Source organism: Brachybacterium sp. AOP42-C2-15, assembly GCF_052377065.1.
GTDB lineage: Bacteria > Actinomycetota > Actinomycetes > Actinomycetales > Dermabacteraceae > Brachybacterium.
Map to the genome: position 1 here is coordinate 15836 of NZ_JBQSWK010000031.1, position 19962 is coordinate 35797.

Consider the following 19962-nt stretch of genomic DNA (forward strand, 5'->3'; position numbering starts at 1 on the left):
TCAGGGCGTGACTGCGACGACGCTTCAGATCCCCACCGATGCCGGCGACCTGCCCGGACTGCTCTGGCTGCCGGAGGACCTCGAGGAGCCGGTTCCCGGCCTGGTGGTGCTGCAGGAGATCTTCGGCCTGTCCGACTACATGCAGCAGCGCTGCGCGGATCTCGCCGCGCTCGGCTATGCGGTGCTCGCCCCACAGCTGTTCGCCCGTCTGGACCCGCCGCTGGTGGGGCTGGAGGATTGGGACGACTTCGACTCCTGGCTCGCCGAGGGTGTCGCACTGACCGGGCAGCTTCCCTGGGAGCGTGCTGAGGCCGACGCGATCGCCGCGCTGAATGCGCTGCGCGCCCACGGCGCCGTCGATGTGGAGCAGGTGGGCCTGTTCGGCTTCTGCTACGGCGGCGGGCTGGCCTTCGCCGCCGCCGCCTCGGCCGCCGAGGAGGAGCGACCGCCGTCGGTGCTCATCAGCTACTACGGCTCCGCCCTGCCCACCCTCCTGGACCGTGCCACGCAGGTAGAGGTGCCGAGCCTGCACCACTTCGGCACCGCCGACGCCTTCATCCCCCAGGAGGCCGTTCAGGAGATCCGCCGGGCGGTCACCGCCGATGACACCCGTGACCAGGTGCGCTTCCGCGTGCACGAGGGTGCCGGCCATGCTTTCGACAACCCCCATCCCGGGCTGCACCACTCCGAGGCCGCCGAGGCCGCCTGGCAGCAGACCGTCGACTTCCTCGCAGAGGCGCTGCACTCGCGCAGCTGAGCCTGCAGAACCTTCAGAACCACGCTCCGGTCGTCATTCCGAGGCGCTGCACATCCTGGGCCGCAAGGGGTTCACGGAGGACTTCCCCGAGGCCGCCGACCACCTCAGCCGGATCCAGATCTCCGGCGAGCTCTACAACGACCTGGAGGACAAGGTCGTCAACGAGTTCGGAGAGGGCAAGGAGGCCGAGGCCGTGGCGGCCTGGCTCGAGGAGAACCCGGACGTCATCCCAGCGCCCCCGGAGGCTTGAGGCTGCAGAGCCCGGAGATACTGCCGACGGGTCCGCCCACCGGCTGGACGTGGCACGAGGGGCCGATCGCGAGTGATCGCGGTCGGCCCCTCGTGCCTGCTCAGGTGGGAGGCCCGCTCAGTCGGCGGCCGCCACCTCGACCGCAACTTCAGCGCCGGCCGCCGCTGAGGCGTAGCAGGCGTCGATCACGCGGGCGCGACGCAGCGCGAGCGAGCCGTCGTGCGCGGACCAGTCCTCGGAGCGCACCTTCTGGAGGAACTCGGCGATCGCCCCGGCGTGCCGGCCGTCCTCGCCGACCACCGGCTGCAGCTCGGCGGGGATGCCCGCGACCTCGGTCCAGACCTTCAGCATCTGGTGCGGGTGCGTGGGATCGCCGCCCCATTCGATCGTGGCACCGCCGTCAGCCCCATAGAGGGTGACGTAGCAGAGGTCGTGCGGGATCCACTGGGCCCAGCTGGACTCCAGCAGCATCGTGCCCCCGCCGTCCAGGCGCAGGAAGGCCGTGGCGAGGTCCTCGACCTCGAAGGGCACGCCCTCTTCGACCTGCGAGATGCCGAAGCCGGAGCCGCCCCGGCCCAGCGGACCGAACTCGGCGTGGGCGGCGGCGGATGCCGCGGTGACCTCGGGTTCGCCCATCAGGTGGAGGGTCATGTCGAGCATGTGGATACCGATGTCCATCATCGCTCCGCCGCCCGAGCTCGCGGCCTTGGTGAACCAGGTGCCGAGCCCGGGGATGCCCTGGCGACGGATCCATCCGGCCTTGGCGTAGTAGAGCTTCCCGAGCACGCCGGAGTCGACCACGGACTTCAGCGCCGTGACGTCCCCACGCTGGCGGTGGTTGAAGGACACCTCGAGCACCCGGCCCGCACGGTGCGCGGCCTCGACCATGCGGGCGGCGGCCTCGCCGGTCTGGGCCATCGGCTTCTCCGTGAGCACATGCACGCCCGCCTCGAGGGCGTGGACCGCCATCGGTTCGTGCAGGAACGTGGGGGTGGCGATGGAGACGACGTCGAGCTCGGCCTCGGCGAGCATCTGCTTCCAGTCCTGGTAGCGGCCGGGCACGTCGTGCTCCGCGCCGAACTTCTCCAGCAGGTGCTCCTCCATCGCGGACAGGGCGACGAGATCGACGGTGGGGTCGGCGGCATAGGCGGCCACGTGCTGCTGGCCGGCCCAGCCCAGGCCGATCACTCCGGCGCGCAGGTTTCGCTGGGCGCCCTCCGGTGCTGCAACGGTCATAGTGCGTGATTCCCTTCGATCAGTCAGTCGGTTGTTCAGTCGGTCAGGCTGCGGGTCGGTCTGGGGAGAGCAGGTCCAGGGGGTCTGCTCGAAGTCGGGTGAGGGCGAGCTCGATCGCACCGCGCACCACCACGTCCCTGCCCAGCGTGCTCGCTCGCAGCGCAGGATAGGGCGGCGTGGAGATCTGCGGCAGCACGCTGCGGGAGCGTTCGAGCACCGGGTCGATGGCCTCGGCGATCGCGCCGGCCACCACCACTGTCTCGACGCCGAGCAGACTGGAGAGGATCGCGGCGATATGGGCGAGCCGGCCCCCGATGCGGTCGAGCACGCCCCGGGCGAGCAGATCCCCCTCCCGCGCGGCGGTGAAGACATCGATCGCGCTGAGGTCGGCGCGGGGGATCTGCGCGAGCACCGCAGAGGTCTCCCCCGCCGCGAGGGCCTCGAGGGTCCAGCGCCGGGCGAGGGCGGCGACGCCGTCGGCCCCGCGCGAGTCGCCGAGCACGCCGTCGAGGAAGCGCATCTCCCCGGCGCCGCCGTCGGCCCCGCGCAGCAGGTGCCCGTCGACGATGAGACCCGCGCCGAAGCGCTCTCCCATCAGCAGCGCGGCGAGGTGGTCGCTCGAGGGTCTCGCAGAGGCGTCTCCGAGCGCCTGCTCGGCGAGGACGGCGAGGTTCGCATCGTTCTCGACCACGATCCTGCCGTCCAGGACATCGTTGAAGCCCGGGTTCATAGCGGGCCAGTAGCCCTGGTCACCGCGGGGTGAGCGGCCGGAGGAGTCGACCGGGGCGGGGACGCCGACCACCGTCAGCAACCGGTGCCGACCCTGCGCCCCTGCCTGCTCGAGCACCTGGTCGATGAGCTCGCGCACCGATTGAACCCGGGCCCGACCGGCGCTCTCCTCCCCCGTTCCCTCGCCCCCCGGCGAGCGCTCCAGGATGCCATCGATCGTGCGGCGGGCCGCGGCGAGCTCGCGCCCACGAAGGTCGGCCACGCGCGCGGTGAGGGTGTGCTGGCCCGCATCCACGCCGATCAGCACGGCAGCATCCGCGCGCAGCGCGAAGTGACGGGCCGGGCGTCCCCGCTGCACGGTGCCCTCATCGCGGCTGCCGGAGACTTCCTGGAGCCATCCGGCCTGCTCGAGCTCGGCGCAGACGCCGAGCACCGTGGCCCGGGTGAGACCGGTCGCGGCCATCGCATCGGCCGCGGTGAAGGCCTCCGCTCGCAGGGCGTGCTGCATCAGCGCCCGGAGGTTGGTATGGCGCATCAGCTGCGGGGAGCTGGCGCCCCGATCTCGCACTGTTGACATCGTCTGCTCCACGCCCCCATACTTTCGATAGATCGTAAATATAACCTCTGTCGTATCTATGATCGCATCACACAGCGGGCTCGCAAGCCCCATTCGCAAAGGAGACGGCGTTGTCATCCTCGAACGGCCCGCGCGGGCGCCTGAACCGACGAACCCTGCTGGCAGGGGCCGGCGGCGCGCTGACCGCGACCGCCCTGGCCGCCTGCGGCAGTGCAAGCGGCTCCTCCCAGTTGACGCTGTACCAGTCCAAACCGGAGGCGATCCCCTACTTCAGCCAGCTCGCCGCGGACTTCTCCACCTCCCAGGACCGCTTCTCCGTCCAGCACGACATCGCCACGAACCTCTCGGCGAGCTTCGTGCGCAACAACCCGCCGGACCTCGGCTGCCTGAACTACAACCTCGAGATGGGCAGGTTCATGGAGCGCGGCGCCCTCTCGGACCTCTCCGACCTGCCCGAGGCCGCGATGATCCGCGAGGACGTCGCCGAGCTCGCTGACTGGTACCCCACCTACGAGGGCCGCACCAGCGTGCTGCCCTACTCGGTCACCGCCGCCTCGGTCATCTACAACCGGCGGATCTTCGAGGAGCACGGCCTAGAGGTCCCCACCACCTGGGACGAGTTCATGACGGCCTGCGAGACCCTGCAGAGCGCGGACGTCACCCCGGTCTACGGAACCTTCCTGGATCCCTGGACGGTCGCGCAGGGCCTGTTCGACTACACCGTCGGCGGGATGATCGACGTGCGCAGCTTCTACGAGCAGATGAACGAGCTCGGCGAGAACGTCGGCCCCGACTCCGAGGTCTCCTTCCAGAACACCCTGCTCGCACCGGTCGAACGCATGCTGGAGATCGTCCAGCACGTGAACCCCGATGCCGGGAACCGCGCCTACGGCGACGGCAACACAGCGATGGCCCGGGAGCAGGCCGCGATGTACTTCCAGGGGCCGTGGGCCTTCGGGGAGATCGAGAAGTCCGGCTCCGATCTGGACCTCGGCACCTTCCCGCTGCCGATGACCGATGATCCGGCCGACCTGAAGGTGCGCGTGAACATCGACCTCTCGCTGTGGATCCCCGAGGCCGCCAACGAGCACCAGGGCGCCCGCGAGCTGCTGCAGTTCCTCATGCAGCCGGAGGTGCAGAACCAGTACAACGACTCTTTCCTCGCCTTCGGCACCACGAAGGATGCCCCGGCGGTGACCGACGACCGGATCGCGGAGATGCAGCAGTACTACGACGAAGGCCGCTTCTACATGGGCGCATCCCAGTTCATCCCCAACTCGATCCCGGCCCAGAACTACCTCCAGTCGATCGTCGGCGGCGCCGACGCCCGGCAGACCCTGGCGCGCATGGATGCCGACTGGGCCCGCCTGGCCTTCCGGGAGTGATCACCGATGACGTCTCAGCAAGGAGCCCCGATGTCGACGACGACACCACCGCGCACCGCCCCCGGTGACGGCGGGAGCCGATCCCGCACCCCGATCGTCCATCACAAGCGACGGATCGACCCCCTCTACTACCTGTTCCTGTTCCCCTCGCTGGCCCTGTTCAGCCTCGCCGTCACCCTGCCGGCGGTGCTGGGCTTCGGCTACAGCTTCACCAACTCCATCGGCTTCGGCGACTGGGAGTTCATCGGCTTCCGCAACTACATCGCGATGTTCCGCGACCAGGGAATCCTGGGCTCCTACACCTTCACGCTCGGCTTCTCGCTGATCACCGTGATCCTGGTGAACATCCTCGCCTTCGCCCTGGCCCTGGGCCTGACCTCGAAGATCCGCTTCACCACCGCGCTGCGCACGATCTACGTGATCCCGATGGTCATCTCCGGCATCGTCATCGCCTTCGTGTTCCAGTACCTGTTCGCGAACACCGTTCCGGGATTGGGGCAGGCGATCGGCGTGGACGCCCTGTCGACCTCGATCCTCGCCAACCCCGACTGGGCCTGGCTGTCGATCGTGATCGTCACCGCGTGGCAGTCGATCCCCTCGACGATGCTCATCTACATCGCCGGACTGGTCACCATCCCCGGCGAGGTGTACGAGGCCGGGTCGATCGACGGCGCGACCGGCTGGCAGAGCGTCAGGCACATCACGCTGCCGCTGGTCTCCGGGTTCATCGTCATCAACACGATCCTGGGATTCAAGAACTACCTGAACGCCTACGACATCATCGTGGGCCTGACCGACGGCGGCCCGGGCGTGGCCACCCGCTCCGTGGCGATGTCGATCTTCCGCGGGTTCGAGGGCGGCGATTACGCCTACCAGATGGCGAACGCGATGGTCTTCTTCCTGATCTCGATCGCGCTCGCGCTCCTCCAGCTCCGCATCACCCGAGGAAGGACGGCGTTCTGATCATGTCGACCACCACTTCCGCCGCTGCCGCGGCCCCGAGCCCCACGTCCTCCACCGCCACCTCGACCTCCACCTCGCAGCCCGTGCGCCGCCGCCGCGGGAAGGTGGGCCGGGATCGCACCAACTGGTCCGCCACCGTGCTGCTCATGGTGGGCGCGCTGGCCGTGCTGGTGCCGCTGTTCGTCACCGTGAACATGGCACTGAAGACCACCGAGCAGGCGGTCGACGGCAATGCGTTCGGCCTGCCCTCCCCGCTCACGTTCTCGAGCTTCGTCGAGGCCTGGAACCTCACGAACTTCCCGCGCGGCTTCGCCATCTCGATCTTCATCACGGTGATCGCGGTGATCGGCGAGATCGTGATCTCGTCCCTCGCGGCCTACGCGATCGTGCGCAACTGGGATCGGCGCGCCTTCCGCTGGTCGTTCTTCTACCTGCTGGCGGCGATGTTCATCCCGTTCCCGGTGGTGGCGCTGCCCCAGATCCAGCTCACGGGCATGCTCGGGCTGGACAACCCGCTGGGGGTCGCGATCCTGCACATCGCCTTCTCCCTCGCGTTCAACACCCTGCTGTTCACCGCATTCCTGCGCACCATCCCGCTCGAGCTGGAGGAGTCGATGCGGATGGACGGCGCCGGCACCTGGAAGGTGTTCTGGAAGCTGATCCTGCCGCTGCTGGGACCGATGTGCGCGACCGTGGGCATCTTCGCCTTCATCGCCTCGTGGAACGACTTCATGATGCCGTCGCTGATCATCTCGGACCCTACGCTGCAGACCATCCCGGTGCTGCAGAACATGTTCCAGACCCAGTTCAGCAACAGCTACAACGTCGCCTTCGCCTCGTACCTGATGGCGATGGCGCCGGCGATCATCGTCTACCTGTTCGCGCAGCGCTGGGTCATGTCCGGCCTGACCCAGGGCGCCATCAAGTAGCGGGCGAGCCCGAGGGCGGCCGGCGGCGTCGGCCACCCTTCGTGACGCCCCGGCGCGGCCTGCCCACCTGCCGCTTCCCCACCCGACTCTTTCCCCTCACACCCGTTCTTCACCCACCACCCGCAGAACCCGGAGGTTCCTCGACCGTGACCACTCCTTCCCTGACCGTTCCCGCCGACCAGCAGGCTGACGCCGACTGGTGGCGCCAGGCGGCCGTCTACCAGATCTACCCGCGCTCCTTCGCGGACAGCAACGGCGACGGCATCGGTGACCTGGGCGGGATCATCTCCCGCGTGCCCTACCTGCAGCAGCTCGGCGTCGACGCCGTCTGGCTGAGCCCGTTCTACCCCTCCGCGCTCGCGGACGGCGGCTACGACGTGGACGACTTCCGGGACGTCGATCCGAAGATCGGCACCCTGACGGAGTTCGACGAGATGGTCGCCGCGCTCCATGACGCCGGCATCAAGCTGGTGGTGGACCTGGTCCCCAACCACTCCTCGGACCGCCATGAGTGGTTCCGCGAGGCGCTGGCCTCCCCGCAGGGCTCGAACGCTCGGGCGCGGTACATCTTCCGCGACGGCACGGGCGAGAACGGGGAGCTGCCCCCGGCGGACTGGACCTCGATCTTCAGCGGCCCGGCCTGGACCCGGGTGCCGGACGGCCAGTGGTACCTGCACTCCTTCGCCACCGAGCAGCCCGACTTCAACTGGAAGCACCCCGAGGTCCACGAGGACTTCAGGCGGACGCTGCGGTTCTGGTCGGATCGCGGAGTCGACGGCTTCCGCATCGATGTGGCGCACGGGCTCGCCAAGGATCTCGGCGAGGTGCTGCCGAGCAAGGCGGAGCTGCAGGCGATGCCCAAGGACGGCACCCACCCGCTGTGGGACCGCGATGAGGTCCATGAGATCTACGCCGAGTGGCGCGCCGTGTTCAACGAGTACTCCCCGGCACGCACCGCCGTGGCGGAGGCCTGGGTGGAGACCCCGGAGCGGCGCGCGAAGTACGCGAGCCCCGAGGGCCTGGGCCAGGCGTTCAACTTCGATCTGATGGAGGCGGACTTCGACGCGACACACTTCCGCGACATCGTCACGGACAACCTTGCGCAGTCGGCGGCGACGGGCTCATCCACCACCTGGGTGTTCTCGAACCACGACGGAGTGCGCCATGCGACCCGCTACGGTCTGCCCCCGCGCGCCGGTCGTGACGTGAAGCAGGGCGCTGAGTGGGTGCTCGCCGGCGGTCCGGACGAGGGCATCGATCGTGAACTGGGTCTGCGCCGCGCGCGTGCGGCGACGATGTTCGAGCTGGCCCTGCCCGGCAGCGCCTACCTGTACCAGGGTGAGGAGCTGGGCCTGCACGAGGTGGCCGAGATCCCCGACGCACAGCGGCAGGATCCCGCCTTCTGGCGCACCACCGCGGAGGATCGCGGCTTCGACGGTCTGGGCCGTGATGGCTGCCGGGTGCCGCTGCCCTGGACCCGCGAAGGCTCCTCATTCGGCTTCGGGACCGGCGGCGCGCACCTGCCCCAGCCGGCCTGGTTCGCGGACTTCTCGGTCGAGGCCGAGGACGGGGTCGCGGGCTCAACCCTCGAGATGTACCGCGAGGCGCTGCGACTGCGTGGGGAGCTGCAGAGCGAGGAGTCGCTGACCTGGGACGAGGAGGTCTCCACCGGTGACGTCCTCGCCTTCGAGCGGCCCGGCGGCTGGTTGAGCGTGACGAACTTCGGTGACGCGCCGGTCGCACTGCCGGACGGCGAGGTGCTGCTCGCGAGCGCTCCGCTCACAGCGGCCGACGGCACGGCACAGGAGCTGCCCGGCGCGACCACGGTCTGGCTGCGGCGCGCGGAAGCCTGATCCGCCGACCAGCGGCGATGCCCCGGATGCCGACCACTGCGGTCGGCGTCCGGGGCATCGTCCTGTCGAGCGTCGCGCGGATGCTTCAGGGATAAGCGATGAAGTCGAGTTCCTCGAAGGCGCTGACTTCGCTGCTCCACCGCGTTGCGACGAACTGCTGATGCTCGGGGTGCGCATCGTAGGCGGCGTAGGTCGCCTGGTCTGCGAAAGTCATCGCGAACTGGAACCGGTAATCCGACTTGGGGCTGACCTGTCGCGAGACGGCGAAGTCCTCGACTCCATCGATCTCGCGGAGCAGGGCCGGCGCCTGGGTGAGGAAGTCCTGCTCCGCTGCGGAGTCCGCAGCGTGCACGAGGGTGAAGGAAACGGTGTGACGGATCATCAGGTCACAGTAGATCGAGACCCCCGCTGCAAGGGCGTGGCGGTGACGACGTGAGACGCGGTGGTTCCACGGCACAGCAGATCGAGACGCGCGCGGTGGCCGCGCGCAGTGTCGAGTCTCAGGATGTCGAGTCTCAGGACGTCGCGGCGCACGACGGCGCCGGTCGCAGGACTTCGTCGCCCGTGGGGTGCATCCTGGCACGCCAGCGCTTGCGGGCTTTCCCCGAGGAGGTCCGACCATTCTGGGATATCCGCTGGGCTGCTCGGCGTCACCCTCGGGAATCCGACAGCTGATCGACAGCTCGCTACCCGTGCACGGTGCGACGTCGGCACTGCCGGCGATCCCGCCAGGCTCTTCCTGGTCCTCGCCCCGGCCATTGCCCTGGCCCTCGTCCTGTTCCGAGTGCTCGACCTGGTCCTCATCGTGGCATTCGGAGCGATCGACGGGGCTGTCCTCCACCGGCGCGATCGGCCCGAGCGGCGGCGCGGCGGTGATGACCGTCGTGCCACCGTGACCGGTCCAGGCCACCAGGTGGCCGGGGAGCTCCGGGTCCTCGACGCGCTCGACCCGGGCGACGTCGTCCTCTCTGGCGAGGTTGCAGTACGCGCAGGAGCCCTGACCGTTGTCCACGCTGGTGGGGCCACCCTTGCTCGCCGGCACGATGTGGTCGTGATGGCGCAGGGGCGCATCGCAGTACGGGGCACGACAGGTGCCATCACGCCAGTTCAGGAACCTTTTCAGGGCAGCCGGGAACTCCCGGGCCCGAGACTCCACGGCGACCAGCTCCCCGGCGGTGGGATGGAGGTACAGACGCCGCAGGACGACCCGCAGCTGCGGCCCGTCCGGTCCGAATCGATCCTCAGCCGGATCCTCGGGCTCGGCGAGCGCGTTGCGCAGCTCTTCGCGCAGAGCCTCAGCCGGGACTGGGCCGTAGCCCTCGATATGGGCGACGTCCCCATGGTCCGGGGAGAGCAGGGCACGGTCGGTCATCATGAGCCCGATCTCGAGCGTCACCGGCTCCATCCCGCTGTCCCGCCCGAGCAGTGTGTCGGTGAAGGCATCCGCCATCAGTGCGCCATGGCCCTGCCGAGCACCGTCGGCCCGTCGGCGTTCCGCCTCGAGGGAGAGCCGTTTATGGACGAGCTTCGCGTCGAGGGCCGGCAGGTACGCGCTGACGGTCGCCATGCCGTGCTCGCCCGGGGTGAAGTTCACGTGCCGGTTCTTGCGCGCCGCCTGGTGACGACCGGCGGCACCGTGAGGATCGAGCTCAGCGATGGCCTGGGCGACAGCTTTCTGCCATCGCTTCACTCCGGCGCCGTCCATCCGCGGCAGTCGCGCGAAGAGGTCCTCGTCGACCTGGCGGCGCTGCCGGTCATCGAGCGGCCCCGTTGCGGAGGCGATCGCATAGGCGACCGTGGCCGTGACCTTCCCCCCGGCCAGAGACTGGAGCATGCGGGGCATGGCGCCGATGAGGCGCCGCGCAGACGTCAAGGTCCTCTTCGTCGTCGACGGCGAGCGCCTGGTGGCCAATGAAACATCCCGTGCGGTCCTGGCGTCGGCCTGCCGGATCAGCCGGTCCAGCGGTGGGAGAAAGGAGTTCTCGTGGGCAGCATCGTCACGCGCGGCCTGCACCTGGTCACGGGTGGTCGCCTCGGCGAGCGCGACCACGGCGCGTGCCTCGAGGGCGTCGAGAGAGCTGCGCGCCTCATGGATCTTGTCGAGCAGGTTCTTGTACGTACCGCGCGGTCGCGCACCGGGCGTGAACATCCGTCTCGGGGTGGCTGCGATGGCGGAGAGCAGGAAGTCGGTATCCCCGATCAGCTCCGCGAGACCGGTGGGGCCTGCCTCACGAAGCGCAGCGAGGAGCGCCTCGGGAGCGGGATGCTCCTGCGAGGACTCCGGAATATTCGCTGTCGACATGCCTCCATTCTTCCCGGTTCGGCCCAGAATCGAAACCCCGTCCGAGAAATGTGGATAACGTGCTTGCCGCCCCCGGCATCCCCTTGAACCGACCTGAGCACCCTCACAACCTGCAACGATGCACCGGCACCGCGCTCCCCATCGACGACGTCGCAAAAACCTGCGCCCCTGCCGTCGAGACTGTGGATGAATTTGTGGATAAATGGCCACTGTGGAGGAACGGTCGCAGGTTTTCACTCACCGCAAGTCCCTACTTGCCACTCGGCGAGGCCTTGCACTTCACGCCGCCCGGGTATCTGATGGGCACCACCACTCCCCCGCCAGCAGGAGGACCAGATGGATAAGCTCGACCGCCCGCCGACGACCACCGGCCCGGAGACGTCATTCACCGGCGAGGTCCTCCTGGATGCGATCCGCGGCCCGCGCGGTGAGTCGCGGGCAGCGATGAACCATGTGCATTTCGCTCCAGGCTCCCGGACCCACTGGCACTGGCATCCGGTGGGCCAGACGCTCTACGGGACCGACGGCACGGGTTTGGTGGTCACCCGCGCCGGGGAGGTGCTCACCCTCGAGCCCGGCCGCACCGTCTGGATCCCGCCGCGCGAGGAGCACTGGCATGGCGCGCTCAGCGCCTCCCCGATGTCCCACATCGCGGTGCAGGAAGCCGATCAGGACGACGAGACCGTGATCTGGCTCGAGCCGGTGAGCGACGAGGAGTTCGCTCGGGCGAACGCCGCCGTCGGCGCCTGACCTGACAGGCCCCGACCTCCCCCACGACCCCGGGCACATTTGTCGACCATCCGGTCTGCTCCCGCTGCGACCTGCACGAACACCCCGTAGGGGCCGTTCAGGCATGCTCGGAATAGCCGCTTCAGCACACGGTCACCTACGTTGGTAGCCCCCGTCGGAGACTCCGGTGGGTTGCCTCGACCGAAGGAGATCGCCATGCGCAAGGCCGTCCTTCCCATCAGCCTCACCACCATTCTGCTGATCATCATCATCCTGCTGCTCGTGCTCTGATCTGCACGTGCTCACGCAGCCTGAGCAGAGTCACCACCCCGCACAGGGCATCGGCAGCGCCGGTGCCCTGTGCGCTGTACCGGCAGACGGGCGACGGGCGCCGGGCGACGGGCGACGGGCGCCGGGCACTGTCTGCCCGCCGAGCCGACGCAGACTCTGCGGACAGGCCCTGTCCGCACAGCAGCGGACGATAGGGGCACAGCGGCACACTGCCACCCTTCACCAGCCGAGCACCCCACGGACCCACACCCCGGGAGAGCACCCCATGAGCGCCACCGTCCAGATCACGTTCGATGCCCGCGACCCGCGCACGCTCTCGCTGTTCTGGAGAGAGGTGCTCGGATACGTGCATCCGGGCCCTCCCGGCATCGCCCTGTCACCGGGCTCCGATCCACTGGCGGCGTGGGACGACTTCCTCGCGGCGAGCGGCGTGCCCGAGGAGCAGCGCAACAGCGCCTCCGCCCTCGAGGATCCCGACGGGGCCGGGCCGCGACTCTTCTTCCAGCAGGTCCCGGAGGGCAAGGTCGCCAAGAATCGGATGCACCTCGATGTGCGCACCGCACCGGACCTCCGCGAGGAGGAGCGGATGGCCGCGCTCGAGGAACGGTGCGAGCAGCTGCTCGCGCTCGGGGCCACGCGAGTGCAGCGCCACGAGCCCGAGCCGCCGATGAACATCGGATTCATCGTGATGGCCGATCCGGAGGGCAACGAGTTCTGCCTCGACTGACACGGCGGGACTGACACGGCTGAACTGCCTCGACTGGACTGACACGGCCGGACTGACCCGACTCGACTGACCCGGCTGGACCGACCCGTCTGAGCCGTCCCTCCACGCCGCCCCGGACTGCGCTCCCCGGTCCGGGTCTTGACCGCGCCCTACAACTGTCCTACTGTATTAGTTACCTAATACATTGAGACAGGGGGTCGCTGATGCAGTTCGACAGTTCACTCCCGATCTGGATGCAGCTGGTCACAGAGTTCTCCCGCCGGATCGTCGTCGGCCAGTGGCCCGCTGGAGCCAAGATCCCGGGCGTTCGCGGGCTCGCCACCGAGCTCGGCGTCAACCCGAACACGATCCAACGAGCTCTGGCCGAGCTCGAGCGCGAGGGGCTGTGCCGCTCCGAACGCACCTCCGGCCGCTTCGTCACCGAGGACACCGACCGGATCGACCGGCTGCGAGCCGACCTCGCCGAAGGCGCCGCAGACGACTTCATCCAGCACGCCCGAGGCTTCGGCATGGGGCGAAGCCAGGCCCAGCAGCTCCTCACCGAGAGATGGAATCACCATGACCACGACAGCAACGGCAGTCCCCAGACCGAGGGAGCCTGAGATGACCATCCCTGAGCATGCGAAGCACCCTCTGATCTCCACCAGGGGGCTGACCAAGACCTTTGGTCGGATCACAGCGATCGACTCCCTGGATCTCGAGCTCGAAGGAGGCCGGATCATCGGCCTGCTGGGCGAGAACGGATGCGGCAAGACCACGCTGATGAAGATCCTCGCCGGCGTGATCAGCGACTACCAGGGAGAGGCCCGTATCGCGGGCCTGGTCCCGGGCCCGGCCTCCAAGGCAAAGGTCTCCTTCCTCCCCGACACCAGCTTCCTGCCCGACGGGGCCCGAGCGCGCTACTGCGTGGACCTGTACAGCGACTTCTTCGAGGACTTCGACGCCGCGAAGGCCCACGAGCTCCTGCGGTTCTTCGGACTCGACGAGTCGATGCGCCTGAAGGCGATGTCCAAGGGCATGCGGGAGAAGGTCCAGATCGCGCTGGCGATGTCCCGCCGGGCCGAGGTGTTCCTGCTGGACGAGCCGATCAGCGGCGTCGACCCCGCCGCCCGCCAGATCATCCTCGACGGGATCCTGGGCACCCTCGAGGAGGACTCGCTGCTGCTGATCTCCACCCACCTGATCCACGACCTCGAGCCGATCCTCGACTCGGTGGTCATGATGCGGCACGGCTCCGTGGTCCTCGCCGGCGAGGCCGACGACCTCCGCGCCGCGCACGGGGCCAGCCTCGATGAGATCTTCAAGGAGACGTACCGATGATCACCACCCTCATGAAGCACGAATGGCTGCGCACCCGTGGGCTGCTCGGCACCATCGGCGCGATCGTCCTGCTGCTGGTCGCTGCGGGCACCGCGCTGACCGCCACCGGCTGGCCCGTGATCTCCCTGATCGGAATGCTGATGGTGGTGGTCCCGCTCACCGGGCTGATCCCGGCGCTGCAGATCGCCCTGACCATCCATTACTGGCAGTCCAGCTACAGCCGCACCGGATACTTCACCCAGTCCCTCCCCGTGCGCGGGGCCACGATCTATGCGGCCAAGCTGCTATGGGCGCTGCTGATCTCCCTCGCCGGGCTGCTGGTGGCCTTCGGCCTGCTGTTCGCCGCCTGGCCCGTCATCGGCGGGCAGATGGGGACCGATCGCAACCCCTTCTCCGTCATCCAGCAGCTGTGGAGCACGGGCGCGGCGGTCACCTCGACGCCGCTCCTGATCGCCGGCATCGTGCTCTTCGTGGGCATGATCCTGGTCTGGCCGATCCAGTACTTCTTCGCCGCCTCGGTGGGCAGCGAGACCCCGCTGAACCGGCTCGGCCTCGGCGGCCCCGTGGTGGTCTTCCTCGGTCTCTACCTCGCCTCGCAGGTCCTCATCTTCCTCGGGATCGCCGCCCTCCCCTGGGGCATCGCGATGGTCGACGGGAGCCTCGGGGTGGTGCACTGGTCCGTGTTCAGCGAGATGGCGGCAGGATCCACCAGCACGGACGACATCATGCCGATCGGGTTCCTGCCGGTGATCCTGCTGATGACGCTGGTGTGCCTCGTGCGCAGCGTCCACTCCTGGAGGAGCAAGGTCAGCCTCGTATGAGGAGCGTGATGCCCGAGGGCTTGGATGCCTGAGGAAACGCACGACGGAGGGCCGCCCCGACGAGGGGGCGGCCCTCCTACTTCGCTGAGGAGCATTCGAACCGCCTCCCGAGGAGTACGAGGATGTACCACGGAACACCCCTGCGCGAGGCCCGCGTGCTCATCACCGTCCGCGAGCAGGTCGCCGCCGCCGCACTGGTGGCGGGCCCGCAGGACGTGGTGATCAACAATGCCGGCATCATCACCGGCACGCGGCTGCTGGAGGCGAGCGACGAGGACATCCGCCGCACCTTCGAGCTGAACACCCTTGCCCTGTTCTGGTGACGCGCGCCTTCCTGCCCGGGATGCTCGAGCGCGAGCACGGCACCATCGCCAGCGCCGCGGGGCTGGCCGGGGTCGCCCGGCAGACGGACTACTCCGCGAGCAAGTGGGCCGCAGTCGGATTCACCGAGTCGCTGCGGGCTGAGCTGCGGGCGGACTCCAGCGCCGTGGGGACCTTCGTGATGTGCCCGTTCGACATCGACACCGACATGTTCGAGGGGGCGAGCACGAAGTTCCCCCGCCTGCTGCCGATCCTGACGTAGCAGGAGGTGGCACGCAGCGCGCTCACGGCGATCGAGCGCGGGAAAGAGCAGATCATCACCCCGTGGCTCGCCCGGCTGCTCCCGGCGGCGCGGATCCTGCCGGTGCGGCTCTTCGACCGCGGCCTGGATCTGCTGGGCGTCAACCACACGATGGACGGCTTCGTGGGGCCGGGTCCGTCCAGTTCGCAGGGTTCAGGGCGAGCAGCACGACCAGCACCATGATCACGGCGGCGACGATGCCGAGCACGGAGAAGCTGGTGGCGACCAGGAGCGGGCCACCGGTCGCCGGCCGCAGTCGCACTCCCCCGCGATCCGCCGGGCGCCGGCGCCGTCCCGCTGGGGGCGCAGCTCGCAGCGCAGACGGTGCACCCTCTAGAACTGCTCTCGACGGGCGCATGCTCGGCGCCGCTATGCAGGAGACTGGCCGCATGGACTGCCACGACACCGCACACGGGATCGCCGAGCTCAGCCGCTGGATCGACGACGGCAACGCGCACCGCGATCCGGAGGCCGCGACCTGGGCCCGGCTGGCGAAGATCACCGAGGAGGCCGGCGAGGTGGTCTCCGCGCACATCGGTGCGACCGGCCAGAACCCGCGCAAGGGCGTCACCCACAGCTCAGCGGATGTCGAGGAGGAGCTGCTGGACGTGGTGATCACGGCGCTGGCGGCGCTCGAGCACCTGCGCGGTCACGATGAACGGTCGTTGGCGCTGCTCAGCGACAAGGTCGCCGCGACCTTGCGCCGCGCCGGCCTGCGGGACTAGTCACTCGCGCGGCGCGCCCGCGCTGAGCGTCGGAACCAGTTCACGAGCACCCCGGGCACGAAGCGGTCCACGAACGGCGCGCCGAACCGGGCGAGGACCTCGACCAACAGCCCGAGGAAGAACGCGACCAGAGGCATCCAGAGGGCGAGGCCGACGTCGACGACGACGTTGCCCATCATCCCCATCCGGGCCTGGGTGCTGGTCCAGACCAGCGCGAGCAGGATCACCGAGCCTCCGAAGTAGGCGAGCGGGAGCGCCGCCCAGGAGGCGGCCTGCGCGAGGATGTTCCCCTTCACGAGTTCGCGGTCCCGGTTCCACAGCAGCGCGACCGCCGCCGGCATCAGCAGAGCGATCAGCACCATGGGGATCCATCCGTACCAGGGCAGGTCGAAGAACCACAGGAACTCGTTGGAGCGCTCCAGCCCGAAATCCTCGACGTTGCCCTGCAGGTTCATATGCACCGGCACGGACAGCATCCCGAGCCCCGGCAGCAGGGCGAGGCCGGTCAGTCCCCAGATCGGGAGCGAAAGCAGGAGGGGCAGCACGGATCGCGCCTCCCCGTCGATGATCATCGCGATCGCTCCGCCGACCACGATCAGCACCCCGACCGGGATGGCGAATGCCAGGGCGTGCAGGAGCGCGAGCCGGGGCGCGGCGGCGAGATCCGCCACCAGCGGCCACCAGGCGGGCTTCTCGCTCCCCGCCACATGCCCCAGGAACAGCGGCAGCGCGATGAGTGCCCAGGTGCCGAAGAACATGTCGGCCCCGGCGGAGTGCATCGAGAGCGCCATCCCCAGCGAATCGTCCTCGATCGCGAACGCGGTGACGCGCGTGGCGATCACGGCGAAGATCGCCACTGCGAGCCCGGAGAAACCCGACCACAGCAGGGCGCCGAGCGCTCCGTTCGAGCTCCAGCGGCGCTGGACGAGACGCGCGGCGAAAAAGGCTGTCGCCACCATCGCGACGGTGATCAGGAGCGGCAATCCCCGCCAGCTCATCGTGGCACCGCCCAGGAAACCCAGGCTCAGTTCGATGTCATAGGAGCCGAAGGAGGCGAGGGAGACCAGCTGGAACGGGATTCCCACCAGGCCCACGATCGCCCGCCACCCGCCATCTCCCGAGGGCGCGGTCGCACCGCCGGTCGGCGAGGTGGTACCCCCGGCCAGATCGCCGGTGTCGAGGGTGAGCACGACGGCGATGGCCGAGACGATCACCAGCAGCGCAGCACCGAGGGCGATGACGTAGGCGAGCGCGCCGACCACGAAGGTGGGGAGAGGGTTGCCGATACCGAACCGTTGCAGGGCGGCGCCGGCTTGCGCCGCAGACAGTGTCTGCGTCCCCTGGGCGTGGGGCGGTGCCTGCGGGTGCGGCGGTGCCGCCGACGCTGACGGGGCGGAGGCTGCCCAGGGCCCCGGCGAGGCGGACGGCGCCGAGCTGAACGGGGCTGGCGATCCGGGCGGCGGGCCGGATGGCGGGCCCGGCGGGACGGAGCCGTAGGGCTCGGGAGCCGGCGGGACCTGGCCGTACCCATACGATCCGGAATGGTTGCCCGGCTGTCCGCTGCCCGGATGGCCCTGGTCTCCCCTATCGCCGTAGGGATGGTTCGCCTGCGACATGTGTTCCCCTCTCGCGTGACCGGCCTTCGTGGGCGCGGTCCTGTACCCCGGTATCGAGCCTAGCCGGTGGCACGTTTCCGAACCGAGGCAGGCACCATCGAGGTCAGCGGACGGAGGAGAAACGGAAAACCCTCAGACCTGGGCGATACGCCATCCGTCGCTCCAGCACAGGGGGCTAGTCGTGGGCCCGGAGGGGATCGAACCCTCGACCCGCGGATTAAAAGTCCGTCAGGACAGGTGCGAGCGGACACGTTTCACCAGGTCATCGCCCCGATCCGGCTCGAGCGAGCCGACCGGACACCGTCGCGTTGCTGTCAGCGTTGCTGTCAACTGCAATCACGTCTCGCGCGCCACGCAGCAACCGCGAGCCGGTACACCCTGCGGGCAGGGACACCCAGCCTTCCAGCACCGACAAGTGTCACCCCATTCTGCTACCTTCTGGACATGGAGAGAGACTCGCGTGGTGACGATTCGCGTCAATCAGACGCAACCGATCCGTCTGGCGCGCCCCGAGCTCCAATTAATAAAACAGTTCGGCGCACCGAGAACATCGGCCTGTCAATCGACAGGATAGCTCTTGCCCTCTCGTCACTTACGCCACTGTCAATCCTGCTTTCAGTCAGGTTTGCCGGACCCGACTGGGTGGCATTTTCCATCTTCGCAGGAATTGCAACTATCGGCTTCCTTGCTACAGTGTATTTTGCATTCCGATCAACCGGTACAGAGTCGTTCGCGCCAATAATATCCAGGGTGGAGGATGCCGGCCCCGAAGCCGCCGCATACCTAGTGTCTTTTGTCTTTCCATTCCTGGTCACCCAACAGCCCTCAGGTTGGCAGGAGATTGCAATGTACGTAATCTTCAGTATTATATACATACTCGTGCTCTCGGGAACCAACATGATCGCAATTAATCCCCTATTCTTCATGCTCGGATTGAAGATATGGCGAGTGGAATCCGAAGATTTTGAACACTCGACTTCGCTCCTCATTGGCAGGCGGCGTCCCGAAGTGGGCAATGAATATCGCATGTCAGGCCGACACGGCATATACCTCAGCATCAAGGAGAGAACTACGTGACTTCGTTCAGCTGGAAAGATCTATCCCTGTCGGATAGCACGCCGCTCTTCCTTCTAGGCAACCCGCCCCAGTCAGGACTTGTTACCGCCACGCGAGTCCATGTCGCAAAAGACGCCTTGGACGCCCTTCAAAGCTTTGCAAACATGGCGGCGGAACGAATTACTTCAGAAGACGCACTGCCGTATTCGGAAACGGAACTTCTCAGCCAGGGACAGCATTTTATCGGCTCACTCAAGAGCATTCTCGGGCTCGCGCTTGATCCCGTCGACGAGGGTAGCGCCGGACAGAAGCCAGAATCCACGGGCGGCGGTTCGACCGCCCAGGATGAGGAGCCCGTATCGGCATCACTACTGGAGCAAATAGTAAAATCGCGACGATCAGACGAAAGACTAACGCCCGCCGATGTAGCGGAGGGGAAATATGTATTCTACGTCGTGGTTGGGAAAGACACTCACGGCGAAGACGTCGCATTCATCCGCAAGCCGCAGGGTGTCCGAGTGTCAACGAAGAATAGATTCTACATGCGTCAGTCCGACATGCTCCGAAAGCTGGAAGAGCCGCTATTCAAAGTCGAGGAGCGATTCGACTTTGCGGTTCGAGGTGACGATGTATTGATTTGGCACCCCGACAACTTCCTTCACCTCTTTTCCGACGTGGAAGCGTTAAATAAGGCGGTACCCTCGTTTGTGGGAAATATACAAAAGTCGCTTCCTTTGCAATTGAACGGTGACGCGGTGGAAGCAATAACCAAAGTCGGAAAAAACGGCGTGCGAGCGGCCCAGCAGATTCGGCGAGTATCCCGCCTGGCATATCTCAACTCGATTACCGCCACGAAGCTGGAAAGCTACCTAGCCGAAATAAAGGAGATTAACCACAATATCTCAATAGTTGACTCGGAGATCGGCGTTCCAGAGTCTGACGTCCCGTCGTTTTTGCACCTCTTAGAGCAACGGCTTTGGAAGGGGCCTTTTGACGGAGCGGTTCGCCAAGCACAAGCTTTTTCGAAGCTGTCATAACAGTCAACCGCAGGCGGGCGTTGCACCAGCGAGTCTC

Annotated in this window: 21 protein-coding genes and 1 tRNA gene; 17 read left to right on the plus strand and 5 right to left on the minus strand. The window is 67.6% G+C overall.

The genetic code is table 11. The features are described from left to right. Nucleotides 1-7 precede the first annotated feature (7 nt). Together ACT3SQ_RS15030 and ACT3SQ_RS15035 are read left to right on the plus strand one after the other, a co-directional pair. Nucleotides 8-757, plus strand: coding sequence for a dienelactone hydrolase family protein (locus ACT3SQ_RS15030; protein WP_442332414.1), 750 nt, complete (start codon nt 8-10; stop codon nt 755-757). Next, nucleotides 651-1007, plus strand: coding sequence for a glycine betaine ABC transporter substrate-binding protein (locus tag ACT3SQ_RS15035; RefSeq protein ID WP_444601296.1), 357 nt, complete (start codon nt 651-653; stop codon nt 1005-1007). Before ACT3SQ_RS15030 ends, ACT3SQ_RS15035 begins: the two co-directional genes overlap by 107 nt. Nucleotides 1008-1124: 117 nt before the next feature. Here the strand turns inward: ACT3SQ_RS15035 and ACT3SQ_RS15040 are convergent, their stop codons facing one another. Both ACT3SQ_RS15040 and ACT3SQ_RS15045 read right to left on the minus strand, forming a co-directional pair. Next, entirely contained in the window at nt 1125-2243 is a 1119-nt protein-coding gene (locus ACT3SQ_RS15040; RefSeq protein WP_442332416.1) for a Gfo/Idh/MocA family protein, read from the minus strand. A gap of 43 nt (nt 2244-2286) precedes the next feature. Then, on the minus strand, nt 2287-3549 hold the full coding sequence (locus tag ACT3SQ_RS15045) for an ROK family protein (RefSeq protein WP_442332417.1): 1263 nt from the start codon (nt 3547-3549) through the stop codon (nt 2287-2289). Between the two features lie 110 nt (nt 3550-3659). On the opposite strand from ACT3SQ_RS15045, the gene ACT3SQ_RS15050 reads away from it, so the two are divergent. The 4 genes from ACT3SQ_RS15050 to ACT3SQ_RS15065 all read left to right on the plus strand — a co-directional run bounded on the left by ACT3SQ_RS15050 (nt 3660) and on the right by ACT3SQ_RS15065 (nt 8679). Continuing rightward, the gene (locus tag ACT3SQ_RS15050) at nt 3660-4934 is read left to right on the plus strand and encodes an ABC transporter substrate-binding protein (RefSeq protein WP_444601297.1); all 1275 of its coding nucleotides are present in this window, start codon (nt 3660-3662) and stop codon (nt 4932-4934) included. 30 nt (nt 4935-4964) lie between these two features. After that, on the plus strand, nt 4965-5897 hold the full coding sequence (locus tag ACT3SQ_RS15055) for a carbohydrate ABC transporter permease (protein WP_444601298.1): 933 nt from the start codon (nt 4965-4967) through the stop codon (nt 5895-5897). 2 nt (nt 5898-5899) lie between these two features. Further along, nucleotides 5900-6826, plus strand: a complete 927-nt coding sequence (locus tag ACT3SQ_RS15060; protein ID WP_441444400.1) for a carbohydrate ABC transporter permease — start codon at nt 5900-5902, stop codon at nt 6824-6826. A 146-nt stretch (nt 6827-6972) separates the two neighbouring features. Next, nucleotides 6973-8679, plus strand: coding sequence for a glycoside hydrolase family 13 protein (locus ACT3SQ_RS15065; RefSeq protein WP_441444399.1), 1707 nt, complete (start codon nt 6973-6975; stop codon nt 8677-8679). Between the two features lie 85 nt (nt 8680-8764). Here the strand turns inward: ACT3SQ_RS15065 and ACT3SQ_RS15070 are convergent, their stop codons facing one another. Beyond that, a complete protein-coding gene (locus ACT3SQ_RS15070) occupies nt 8765-10981 on the minus strand; it encodes a Dabb family protein (RefSeq protein ID WP_444601299.1) in 2217 nt (738 codons plus the stop codon). Between the two features lie 336 nt (nt 10982-11317). On the opposite strand from ACT3SQ_RS15070, the gene ACT3SQ_RS15075 reads away from it, so the two are divergent. From ACT3SQ_RS15075 to ACT3SQ_RS15115, 9 genes are all read left to right on the plus strand, one after another. Beyond that, nucleotides 11318-11731 (plus strand): (R)-mandelonitrile lyase, encoded by a 414-nt coding sequence (locus tag ACT3SQ_RS15075; protein WP_441443059.1) that lies wholly within the window; start codon nt 11318-11320, stop codon nt 11729-11731. Nucleotides 11732-12266: 535 nt separating this feature from the next. Beyond that, entirely contained in the window at nt 12267-12728 is a 462-nt protein-coding gene (locus ACT3SQ_RS15080) for a VOC family protein (protein ID WP_441443060.1), read from the plus strand. Nucleotides 12729-12931: 203 nt separating this feature from the next. Beyond that, the gene (locus tag ACT3SQ_RS15085) at nt 12932-13330 is read left to right on the plus strand and encodes a GntR family transcriptional regulator (RefSeq protein WP_442332765.1); all 399 of its coding nucleotides are present in this window, start codon (nt 12932-12934) and stop codon (nt 13328-13330) included. Nucleotide 13331: 1 nt separating this feature from the next. After that, on the plus strand, nt 13332-14048 hold the full coding sequence (locus ACT3SQ_RS15090) for an ABC transporter ATP-binding protein (RefSeq protein ID WP_442332766.1): 717 nt from the start codon (nt 13332-13334) through the stop codon (nt 14046-14048). After that, a complete protein-coding gene (locus tag ACT3SQ_RS15095) occupies nt 14045-14869 on the plus strand; it encodes a hypothetical protein (RefSeq protein WP_441443063.1) in 825 nt (274 codons plus the stop codon). The genes ACT3SQ_RS15090 and ACT3SQ_RS15095 overlap by 4 nt, the downstream gene beginning before the upstream one ends. 122 nt (nt 14870-14991) lie before the next feature. Beyond that, complete coding sequence (locus tag ACT3SQ_RS15100; RefSeq protein WP_441443064.1) at nt 14992-15192, plus strand: SDR family NAD(P)-dependent oxidoreductase; 201 nt, start codon at nt 14992-14994, stop codon at nt 15190-15192. Then, nucleotides 15189-15452, plus strand: a complete 264-nt coding sequence (locus tag ACT3SQ_RS15105; protein WP_441443065.1) for an SDR family NAD(P)-dependent oxidoreductase — start codon at nt 15189-15191, stop codon at nt 15450-15452. The genes ACT3SQ_RS15100 and ACT3SQ_RS15105 overlap by 4 nt, the downstream gene beginning before the upstream one ends. 6 nt (nt 15453-15458) lie before the next feature. Beyond that, entirely contained in the window at nt 15459-15674 is a 216-nt protein-coding gene (locus ACT3SQ_RS15110; protein WP_441443066.1) for a hypothetical protein, read from the plus strand. 206 nt (nt 15675-15880) lie between these two features. After that, complete coding sequence (locus ACT3SQ_RS15115; protein ID WP_441443067.1) at nt 15881-16216, plus strand: MazG-like family protein; 336 nt, start codon at nt 15881-15883, stop codon at nt 16214-16216. Here ACT3SQ_RS15115 and ACT3SQ_RS15120 read toward each other — a convergent pair. Beyond that, complete coding sequence (locus tag ACT3SQ_RS15120) at nt 16213-17832, minus strand: hypothetical protein (RefSeq protein WP_444502191.1); 1620 nt, start codon at nt 17830-17832, stop codon at nt 16213-16215. The two genes, ACT3SQ_RS15115 and ACT3SQ_RS15120, sit on opposite strands and share 4 nt — an antisense overlap. A gap of 182 nt (nt 17833-18014) precedes the next feature. Next, nucleotides 18015-18103 (minus strand) — tRNA-Lys (locus tag ACT3SQ_RS15125). Between the two features lie 173 nt (nt 18104-18276). Here ACT3SQ_RS15125 and ACT3SQ_RS15130 point away from each other — a divergent pair. Together ACT3SQ_RS15130 and ACT3SQ_RS15135 are read left to right on the plus strand one after the other, a co-directional pair. Next, a complete protein-coding gene (locus ACT3SQ_RS15130; protein ID WP_444601300.1) occupies nt 18277-18909 on the plus strand; it encodes a hypothetical protein in 633 nt (210 codons plus the stop codon). Then, on the plus strand, nt 18906-19925 hold the full coding sequence (locus ACT3SQ_RS15135) for a Kiwa anti-phage protein KwaB-like domain-containing protein (RefSeq protein WP_444601301.1): 1020 nt from the start codon (nt 18906-18908) through the stop codon (nt 19923-19925). Before ACT3SQ_RS15130 ends, ACT3SQ_RS15135 begins: the two co-directional genes overlap by 4 nt. Nucleotides 19926-19962: the final 37 nt, after the last annotated feature.